This is a genomic window from Streptomyces sp. NPDC001450 (assembly GCF_053597295.1).
Map to the genome: position 1 here is coordinate 1 of NZ_JBSFHY010000090.1, position 11,153 is coordinate 11,153.

At 74.6% G+C, this 11,153-nt stretch carries 2 protein-coding genes; both read left to right on the forward strand.

Annotated features, from left to right (window positions below; genetic code table 11):
• The first annotated feature begins 24 nt into the window (after nucleotides 1–24).
• Nucleotides 25–9,492, forward strand: a complete 9,468-nt coding sequence (locus tag ACWC5O_RS44465) for an SDR family NAD(P)-dependent oxidoreductase (protein ID WP_450781287.1) — start codon at nucleotides 25–27, stop codon at nucleotides 9,490–9,492.
• A 93-nt stretch (nucleotides 9,493–9,585) separates the two neighbouring features.
• A partial coding sequence (locus ACWC5O_RS44470) for a type I polyketide synthase (RefSeq protein WP_450781289.1) occupies nucleotides 9,586–11,153 on the forward strand: 1,568 nt, incomplete at its 3' end.

Here is an 11,153-nt window from a genome sequence, read left to right on the forward strand (position 1 = left end):
GAGGCGGTGAGTGCCGAGGAGTTGATGTCACCGGAGTACTGGGTGCGGCACGTGCGGCGGACCGTGCGTTACGCCGACGCCGTCCGCACCCTCGCACAGAGCAAGGCCACGCGCTTCCTGGAACTCGGGCCCGACAGCACTCTCACCGCCCTCGCGCGCACCCTGCTCGACGACGACCGGCGTGTTGTGGTGCCGGCGCTGCGCAAGGACGGGTCGGAGGCGGAAAGTCTGCTCCGTGCCGTCGGGACGCTGCACGTGCACGGGCACGGCCCGGACTGGTCCGCACTGTTCCCCGGCGCCCGGCGCGTCGAACTGCCCACGTACGCCTTCCAGCAGCGGCGCTTCTGGCTCGATCCGATCCCCGGCAGCGGGCGGCACGGTGGCGGGCATCCGCTGCTCGGCTCCGCGGTGACCCTGGCGGACTCCTCGGCGGTGCTGTCCACCACCGTGCTCTCCACCCGCACCCATCCCTGGCTGGCGGACCACACCGTGGCGGGCAGCACCGTGCTGCCCACAGCGGCGTACGTCGACTTCGCCCTGCACCTCGGCGACCGGGTCGGCTGCCACCACGTCGTCGAGCTCGACCAGGAGCAGCCGCTCGTCCTCGACGACCACCGGCCCGTCGAGATCCAGGTCGTGCTCGACGGCCCGGAGGAAGACGGTGCCAGGCCGTTCGCCTGCTATTCACGGCCTGTCACCGCCGGCTCCGCGGCCGACCACGGCGGCGGTGAGCCCGAGCGGCCCTGGACGCGCAATGCCCGCGGTGCCCTGGCACCGGCCGCCGCCGACTCGGGGGAGCCCTGGCTGGACGCTGCGGACGGCGCTTGGCCGCCGCCGGGCGCCCAGGCCCTCGACACCGGCGAAGTCGACGACATCTACGAGGCGTTGCGGGAGCGAGGGCTCGACCACGGCCCCGCCTTCCGAGGGCTCACCACCGTGTGGCGGGCCGGGGACGAGGCGTACGCCGAGGTCGCCGTACCGGAGGAGTTCCGGGCGGACGCCCTGCGGGTGGCACTGCACCCGGCGCTGCTGGACGCGGCCCTGCACGGTGTCTCCGCGCTCGGGCGCCCCGGCGGCGTCGCCGTGACGTGGCGGGACTGCACCCTGTACGCGGCCTCCCCGGAGGTGCTGCGGGTCCGGCTGCGGTCCCTGTCCGACGGCGGGCTGCGGCTGGACCTCACCGACGAGTCCGGCATGCCGGTCGCCGCCGTCGGATCGGTCGCGCTCACCCCGGCCGACGAGCTGTCCCTGCCCTTCACCGCCCCGGCCGGTGACGACCTGTTCACCGTCGAGTGGACCGAACCGTCCGCCGCCGTACCGTCCGCGCACAGGCCCACCGTGGCCGTCGTGGGTGCCGGATCGGGCCCGGCGGACGCCGACCGGTACCCGGACCTGGGCACTTTTCTCGCCGCCCTCGACGACACCGGTGCGCCCGTCCCCGAACTGGTCTTCGTGTCCGGGCAGGGTGACGGCGCGGAGCTGCCCGCCGGCGTACACGCGTCGGCTCTCGCGGCCCTGGAGGTCCTGCAGCGCTGGCAGTCCGATGAGCGGACGGCCGACGCCCGGCTGGTCGTGGTCACACGGAACGCGGTGGCCGTCCGGCCCGGTGAGCCGGTCGCCGACCTCGCCGCGGCCGCCGTACGCGGTCTGGTGCGCTCCGCGCAGTCGGAGAACCCGGGGCGCTTCCTGCTCGTGGACCTCGACACCGACACCGGCCCGGAGGCCGTTCTCGCCGCGGTCGTCGAGGCGGTGCACGGCGGGGAGACGGAGATCGCCGTGCGGTCCGGGCGCACGTACGCCGCGCGTCTCACCCGGCACCAGCCGGACGGCTCCGCGGCGCCGGTCCTCGATCCGGAGCGGACCGTTCTGATCACCGGGGCGGGCGGCACCGTGGCCGCAGCCGTCGCCCGGCACCTGGTCACCGCGCACGGAGTACGCCATCTGCTGCTCGCGAGCCGGAGGGGCCCGGACGCACCCGGCGCCGCCGAACTGCGCTGCGGGCTCGAAGAGGCCGGTGCCGAGGTAACGGTCGCCGCGTGCGACGTGGCCGACCCCGCCGCGCTGGCGGCGCTGCTCGCCGCCGTACCCGAGGAGCATCCCCTCGGTGCCGTCTTCCACGCCGCCGGGGTGATCGACGACGGGGTGATCCCCGCGCTGACCCCCGGACGGCTGTCGGCCGTGCTGCGGCCCAAGGCCGACGCCGCCGTCCATCTGGAGCGGCTGACCCGGGACATGGACCTGTCGGCGTTTGTGCTCTTCTCGTCCGCCGCCGCCACCTTCGGCGGCCCCGGCCAGGGCAACTACGCCGCCGCCAACACCTTCCTGGAGGCGCTGGCCGCCACACTGCGGGCGCAGGGACGGCCCGCGCTCGCACTCGGCTGGGGTCTGTGGGCCGAGGACAGCGGTATGACGGCCGGGCTCGGCGACGCCGACCGCACCCGGATGGCCCGTGCGGGCATCGCGCCGCTGCCCACCGCGGACGCCCTGGACCTGCTCGACCTCGGCCTGGCGCAGGACCGCGCGGTACTGCTGCCCGTCCGGCTGGACCTGGCCGCCGCCCGCGCCGCCATCACCCCCATCCCGGCCCTGCTGCGCGACCCCGCCGCATCGGTGCGCCGTACCGCGGGGGCCGCCCGGTCGGGCGGACGGCTGGCCCGTACCCTTGCCGCGCTGCCGGAGTCCGAGCGGCCCGCCGCCGTGCTCCGCCTGCTCCAGACGGAGATCGCCACCGTCCTCGGCCACGCCGCCGGCGCCCCGGCCGCCGACCCCGAACGCGCCTTCCGTGACCTGGGCTTCGACTCTCTGACCGCCGTCGACCTGCGCAACGCGCTGGAACGCCGCACCGGTGTTCGGCTCGCCCCCACCGTCGCCTTCGACCACCCCACCCCGGCCGCGCTCGCCGGCCATCTGCTGCGCTCGCTGCCGGCCGGCGAGCGGTCCGGGCGGGCCGTCACCACCACGTCCGGCGGCGTGCACACCGGCGCGGACGAACCCATCGCCATCGTCGGCATGGCCTGCCGGCTCCCCGGCGGTGCCGACACGCCCGAGCGGCTGTGGGACCTGCTCGCCTCCGGCGGCGACGGACTGACCGGCTTCCCCGACGACCGCGGCTGGGACCTCACGTCCCTGTACCACCCCGACCCCGACCACGAGGGCACCAGTTACACCCGCACCGGCGGCTTCCTGTCCGGAGTCGACCGGTTCGACCCCGCGTTCTTCGGTATCTCGCCGCGCGAGGCGCTGGCGATGGACCCGCAGCAGCGGCTGCTGCTCGAAGTGTGCTGGGAGGCCGTGGAGCGTGCGGGCGTCGACCCGCGGACCCTGCGCGGCTCCCGCACGGGCGTCTTCGCCGGTACCAACGGGCAGGACTACACGACCCTGCTGCGTGCGTCCGCGGAGGACGTCGACGGCTACCTCGGCACCGGCAACGCCGCCAGCGTCGTCTCCGGCCGCATCTCCTACACCCTCGGTCTGGAGGGCCCCGCCGTCACCGTCGACACCGCCTGCTCGTCGTCCCTCGTAGCCCTGCACTGGGCGGCGCGGGCACTGCGCGCGGGGGAGTGCGACCTGGCGCTCGCGGGCGGCGTCACCGTGATGTCGACCCCCGCGGCCTTCCTCGAGTTCAGCCGCCAGCGCGGGCTCGCGCCGGACGGGCGCTGCAAGGCGTACGGGGACGGCGCCGACGGTACCGGCTGGGGCGAGGGCGCCGGCATGCTGCTGGTGGAACGGCTGTCCGACGCCCGCCGCAACGGACACCGCGTACTCGCGGTGGTCCGTGGCAGCGCCGTCAACTCCGACGGTGCCAGCAACGGTCTGACCGCCCCCAACGGCCCCTCCCAGGAACGGGTGATCCGCGCCGCGCTGGCCGACGCCGGGCTCGCCCCGGCCGACGTCGACGCCGTCGAGGGACACGGCACCGGCACCGTCCTCGGTGACCCCATCGAGGCACAGGCGCTCCTCGCCACCTACGGCCAGGACCGCGAGCGGCCCCTGTGGCTCGGGTCGGTGAAGTCCAACCTCGGCCACACCCAGGCCGCCGCCGGAGTCGCCGGCGTCATCAAGACGGTACTGGCACTGGGCCACGGTGAACTGCCCCGCACGCTGCACGCCGACCGGCCCTCCGGCCACGTCGACTGGACCTCCGGCGCCGTGCGCCTGCTGACCGAAGCCCAGGCGTGGTCGAAGAAGGAGGGCCGCCCCCGGCGCGCCGGTGTCTCCTCGTTCGGCTTCAGCGGCACCAACGCCCATGTGATCCTTGAAGAGGCACCGCCGTTCCCGGAAGAGGCCCCCACCGCCTCCGTCCGGCCGGCCGCGCACGGCACGGTCGCCTGGCCGCTGTCCGCCCGCACCCCTCAGGCGCTGCGCGCCCAGGCCGAAAGGCTGCTCGACCACGCCGTCCGGCACCCGGGGCTGTCCGCCGCCGACCTCGGCCACTCCCTGGCCACCACCCGCCCCGCCTTCGAACACCGCGCGGTGCTGCTCGGCACCGGGCGCGACGACCTGCTCGCCGATCTGGCCCGGCTCGCCTCGGGCGACCTGCGGCCCGACGGGACCGGAGCTGCCGCCCGGGACGGGCGCACCGCCTTCCTGTTCACCGGCCAGGGCGCCCAACGCCCCGGCATGGGAAGCGATCTGTACGCCGCCTTCCCCGTCTTCGCCGACGCCTTCGACGAGGTGTGCGCGCACTTCGGCGCCGATGTCCTCGACACCCCGCTGCGCGAGGCGGTCCTCGGCGACGCCGGGCGGCTGCTGGACCGTACCGGATACGCCCAACCGGCCCTGTTCGCGCTGGAAGTGGCCCTGTACCGGCTGGTCCGGAGCCTCGGAGCCACCCCCGACCACCTGCTCGGCCACTCCATCGGCTCCCTCGCAGCCGTGCACGCCGCCGGAGTCCTGTCCCTCGCCGACGCCTGCACCCTCGTCGCCGCCCGCGGCAAGCTGATGGACGCCCTCCCCGACGGCGGAGCCATGGTCGCGCTGCAGGCCACCGAGGAGGAGGTGCTGCCGCTGCTGGACGGCCGGGAGCACCAGATCGGCGTGGCCGCCGTCAACGGCCCCCGGTCGGTCGTGGTCTCCGGCGAGGAGGCCGCCGTCCTGGACCTCGCCGCCCGCATCGAGGCCCTGGGCCGGCGCACCAAGCGGCTGCGTGTCAGCCATGCCTTCCACTCGCCGCTGATGGAGCCCATGCTCGGCGACTTCCGCGAGGTCGCCGCCGCCCTGGAGTACCACGAGCCCCGTATCCCCGTGGTCTGTGACGTCACTGGCCGGCCCGCCACCGGCGACGAACTCGCCTCCCCTGACCACTGGGTGCGGCATGTGCGCCAGGCCGTCCGATTCCACGACGGCGTGCGCACACTCGAGGACCTCGGCGTCCGCCGGTACCTCGAGATAGGCCCCGACGGCACGCTCACCGCACTGGCCGCCGACGCCCTCACCGCCCCCGCCGACACCGCCACCATCGCGCTGCTGCGCCCCGGCCGGAACGAGACCGGCAGCCTGCTCGGCGCACTGGCCCGCGCCCACGCTCACGGCGCCGACGTCGACTGGAACGCCGCCACCGGAGGCTCCGGTGAAGTGGTCGACCTGCCCACCTACGCCTTCCAACGGCAGCGCTACTGGCCCGCGGCGGGCAGCCGCAAGGCGGGCGATCTGGCCGCGGCGGGCCTCGCCGACGCCGGACACCCGCTGCTCGGCGCCCGTCTCGACCTCGCCGACACCGGCGGACACGTCTTCACCAGCCGGCTCTCCTCGGCGGACCAGCCGTGGCTCGCCGACCACGCCGTCGGCGGCACCACCGTCCTGCCCGGCACCGCCTACCTCGACCTGGCGCTGCTCGCCGGGGACCGCGTGGGCTGCGACCGGGTGACCGAACTGACCCTGGTGGAACCGCTGTTGCTGGCCGACGGCCGGGCCGTCACCCTGCAACTGCGGCTCGGCGCGCCCGACGCCGACGGCAACCGTCCGCTCGGGGTGCACTCCCGCCCCGCCGACGCGGCCCCCGACCGGCCCTGGACGCTGCACGCCGACGGCATCCTCGCCGCCGGCGCCCGCCCGGACCCCGAGGGCACCCCGCTCGCCGCCTGGCCGCCCGCGGGCGCCGAGGAACTGCCCGTCGAGGACACCTACGACCGCCTCGCCGCGGCCGGTTTCGGCTACGGTCCCCTTTTCCAGGGGCTGCGCGCGGCCTGGCGGCTCGACGGCGACGTGTACGCCGAGATCGCGCTCCCGGAACGGGCACACGCCGACGCCCCCCACTACGGTCTGCACCCCGCGCTGCTGGACTCCGCCCTGCACGCCACCGCCTTCCTGCCGCTGGACGACTCCGCGCCCGGCCGGCTGCCCTTCTCCTGGCGGGACGTCACCCTCCACGCGACCGGTGCCACCGCCGTACGCGTCCGGCTCGCCCTGTGCGGCGACGATGCCGTCGCCCTCGACGTCGCCGACACCACCGGGCGGCCCGTCGCCTCCATCGGCTCCCTCACCCTGCGTGAGATCGACCCCGAGCGACTGCGCGCACGGCCCGACCGGGGCGCGGGTGACCTGTTCCGGCTCGACTGGCAGCCGCAGCCGCAGCCGACCGGCGACGGCCGCTCCGGCGCCCGGAACACCGGCCGTCCGGTTCCGAACGCGCTGAAGGTCCTGGGCGACGACGCCGGGCGGGAGTTCGCCGCGGAACTCACAGCCGCCGGCGTGTCCTCGGACCTCACCGAGGCCGCCGATCTCGCCACTCTCGCGGCGGGTGAGGCCGCGCCGGGCACAGTACTCGCCGTCGTACCCCACGGCAGCGGCCCCCTGGAACAGGCGGGGCACTCGGCCGCACAGCACGCGCTCACCCTCGTACGGCAACTGCTGGCCGAACGACGTCTGGACCGGACCCGGCTGGTCCTGGTGACGCGGGAGGCGCTCATGCCGGACGGACCCGTCGGGCCGGGAGTACGCCACCCGGCCGCGGCAGCCGTCTGGGGCCTGGTCCGCTCCGCCCAGTCCGAGCATCCCGGCCGGTTCGTCCTCGTCGACACCGACACCGCCGCGGCCTCACTGGCCGCACTGCCGGCCGCTGTCGAACGCGCCGACGCCCAACTGGCCCTGCGGGAGGGTTCGGTGCACCTGCCGCGCATCGTCCGCACCGATCAGGACGCCGCGCTGCGCCCCCCGCGCACGACGGCCGGGAAGGCCTGGCGGCTGGACATGGTCCGCAAGGGCACACTCGACGGGCTGGAGCTCGTCGCCGCCCCCGACGCCGAACGCGCCCTCGGTGACGGCGAGATACGGATCGCCGTCCGTGCCGCCGGCGTCAACTTCCGCGACGTGCTCAACGCACTCGGCATGTACCCGGGCCCGGCCCGCGACTTCGGTCTGGAGGGCGCCGGTGTGATCACCGAGACCGGCCCCGGTGTGACCGCCTTCGCCGTCGGCGACCGCGTCATGGGCATGTTCCCCTCCGCCTACGGGCCCGTCGCGGTGGCCGACGCCCGCACCGTCGCCCGTATCCCGGACGGCTGGACATTCGCCCAGGCGGCGACCGTGCCGATCGTCTTCCTCACCGCGTACTACGCCCTGGTCGACCTCGGCGGCGTCACCGCGGGCCAGTCCGTGCTCGTCCACGCGGCGGCCGGCGGCGTCGGCATGGCCGCCACCCAGCTCGCCCGTCACCTCGGAGCGGAGGTGTACGCCACCGCGGGCCCCGGAAAGTGGGACGCCCTGCGCGCGGCCGGACTGGACGACAGGCACATCGCCTCGTCCCGCGACCTTTCCTTCGAGGACGCCTTCCGCACCGCGACCGGCGACCGCGGTGTCGATCTCGTCCTGGACTCCCTGGCAGGGGAGTTCGTCGACGCCTCCCTGCGGTTGCTGCCCCGCGGCGGGCACTTCCTGGAGATGGGCAAGACCGACGTCCGTGACCCCGAGGACGTCGCCGCCCGCCACCCCGGCGTGCACTACCGGGCGTTCGATCTCATCGAGGCCGGCCCCGACCGCATCGGCGAGATGCTCACCGCCCTCGTCGACCTGTTCGAGGCCAGGGTGCTCACCCCGCTTCCGGTCACCCCGTGGGACGTGCGACACGCCCCGGAAGCCTTCCGGTACATGTCGCAGGCCCGCCACATCGGCAAGGTCGTCCTCACCCTCCCCGCGCCGCTCGACCCGGACGGCACCGTCCTGATCACCGGCGGCACCGGCGGCCTCGGCGCCCTGCTCGCCCGCCATCTGGTCACCGAGCACGGCGTACGCCATCTGCTGCTCGTCTCACGCCGCGGATCCGCGGCCCCGGGTGCCGAGCAACTCCTGTCCGAAATGGCAGAGTTGGGAGCCGACGCACGGATCGAGGGGGTGGACGTGGCCGACCGTGCCCAGGTCGCCGCACTGCTCGCCTCCCTACCCGGCCGGCATCCGCTCACCGCCGTTGTACACGCCGCCGGCGTCCTCGACGACACGGTCTTGGAGCAGCTCAGTGCCGAGCGGCTGGACGCCGTACTGCGCCCCAAACTGGACGCCGCCGCCCATCTGCACGACCTCACCCGCCACCTCGACCTGGCCGCCTTCGTCCTGTTCTCCTCCGTCGCCGGCACCCTCGGCGCGCCCGGCCAGGGCAACTACGCCGCGGCCAACGCATTCCTCGACGCGCTCGCCGAGCACCGGCGCGCGCTGGGTCTGCCCGCGCTGTCCCTGCCCTGGGGGCCATGGTCCCAGGCCGCCGGCATGACCAGCGGTCTCACCGACGCCGACGTCCGCCGTATGGAGCGTGCCGGACTGCCACCGCTCACCCCGAAGGAGGGCCTGGCCCTGTTCACCGAGGCACTGGACCAGCCGGCGGCCGTACGGCTGCCACTGGCGGTGGACACCACCAGGCTCGGCGCCGGCGGCCCGGTACCCCCGCTGCTGTCCGCCCTCGCCCGCGGTCGGCGCCCCGTCGCAGACCGCACACTGGTGGCTGAGCCGGGCGCGAGCGCGGACCTCGCCGCCGAACTGGCCCGCCTCGACGCCGCCGACCGGCGACGCAGGCTGGTCGAGGAGGTCTGCCGCCAGGTCGCCGCGGTCCTGGGGCACGCCTCCGCGGCCCGGATCGACCCCGATCAGTCCTTCAAGGAACTCGGGTTCGACTCGCTCACCGCCGTCGAACTGCGCAACCGGATGAACGCCGCCACCGCGGTACTGCTGCCCGCCACCCTGGTCTTCGACTACCCGACGCCTGCCGCGCTCGCCGACCACCTGTGCCGGGAGCACTTCGCCGGCGGGACGGACGCCGGCCCGGCGGCACCGGGCACGGACACCTCGGGCGCGGGTGAACCCGACGAGGCCACCATCCGCAGGCTGCTCACCTCCATCCCGATCACGAGGTTCCGCGAGTCGGGACTGCTGGACGCGCTGATGGACCTGGCCCCGGCCGCAGCCCACGGCGGCCAGGAGCCGGCCACGGCCGACAGCGCCGACGTGGACGTCGACGACATGGACGTGGACGACCTGGTCCGGATGGCCCTGGGCACCGACGACTGAGCGCCCAGCCCATCTCCTTCAACCCCTCCAGCCCGTCTGGCACCTCTTGTCTGCCATGTCTGCCATGTCTGCATCGAAGCGCGAAGTGTGGAGCTGAGCATGTCCTCCGAAAAAGTCGTCGAAGCCCTCCGTGCCTCGCTCCGGGAGAACGAACGGCTGCGCAAGCACAACCAGCAGTTGCAGGAGGCGATGGCCGAGCCGGTCGCGATCGTCGCCATGGCCTGCCGCTGGCCGGGCGGCGCCGACTCCCCCGAGGGCTTCTGGCAGCTCCTCGCCGACGGCACGGACGCCATGACGGACTTCCCCGCAGACCGTGGCTGGGACCTCGACGCACTGTTCCGGCACGACGGCACCGGCGGCGGCAGCGCGGCCACCCGGGGCGGCTTCGTCCATGGCGCCGACCGATTCGACGCCGACTTCTTCGGCATCTCGCCCCGCGAGGCCCTGGCCATGGACCCGCAGCAGCGCCTTCTGCTGGAGATCGCCTGGGAGACCGTGGAACGCGCGGGCATCGCGCCCGCCGCCCTGCGCGGCAGCAGCACCGGGGTCTTCGTCGGCTGCAGCAACCAGGAGTACGGCTCCGGGCTGCGCGAGATCCCCGAAGGAGTCGAGGGCCACATCCTCACCGGCAACACCGGCAGCGTGGTCTCCGGGCGTGTCGCCTACACCCTGGGTCTTGAGGGCCCAGCGGTGACCGTCGACACGGCGTGCTCCTCCTCTCTGGTGGCCCTTCACCTGGCGGCGCACGCCCTGCGGGCCGGGGAGTGCTCGCTGGCGCTGGCGGGCGGTGTCGCCGTGATGTCCACCCCCGGCGCGTTCGTCGAGTTCAGCCGCCAGGGCGGCATGGCGACCGACGGCCGTTGCAAGCCGTTCGCCGACGCCGCGGACGGTACCGGCTGGGGTGAGGGCGCGGGCCTGTTGTTGCTGGAGCGGCTGTCGGACGCGCGTCGCAACGGTCACCGGGTGCTGGCCGTGATCCGCGGCAGCGCGGTCAACCAGGACGGCGCCTCGAACGGCCTGACGGCGCCCAACGGTCCTTCGCAGCAGCGGGTGATCCGGGCTGCGCTGGCGAGTGCGGGACTCTCGGCGGCGGATGTGGACGCGGTGGAGGCGCACGGCACGGGTACGACGCTGGGCGACCCGATCGAGGCCCAGGCGCTCCTGGCGACGTACGGTCAGGACCGTGAACGGCCTTTGTGGCTGGGCTCGGTGAAGTCGAACATCGGACACACGCAGGCCGCGGCCGGTGTCGCGGGCGTCATGAAGATGGTGCTGGCGATGCGGCACGGGCTGTTGCCGCGCACCCTGCACGTCGACGCGCCGTCGACCCACGTCGACTGGTCCGCGGGCGAGGTGAGCCTGCTGAACGAACCGCAGGACTGGCCACGGGCGGGGGACCGTCCGCGCCGGGCCGGTGTGTCGTCCTTCGGTATCTCCGGAACGAACGCGCATGTGATTCTCGAAGAGGCCGAGGCGGTTGAGGCGGTCGAAGAGGCCGAGGCGGTCGAGGCGGTCGAGGCGGTTGAGGCGGTTGGGGAGGGCGCTGCGGGTGCCGGTGGTGTCGGTGGTGCCGGTGGTGCCGGTGGTGTCGGTGGTGGCGGGGTTGTGGTGTGGCCGGTGTCAGCGCGGGGGGAGGTGGCTCTTCGGGGGCAGGCCGGTCG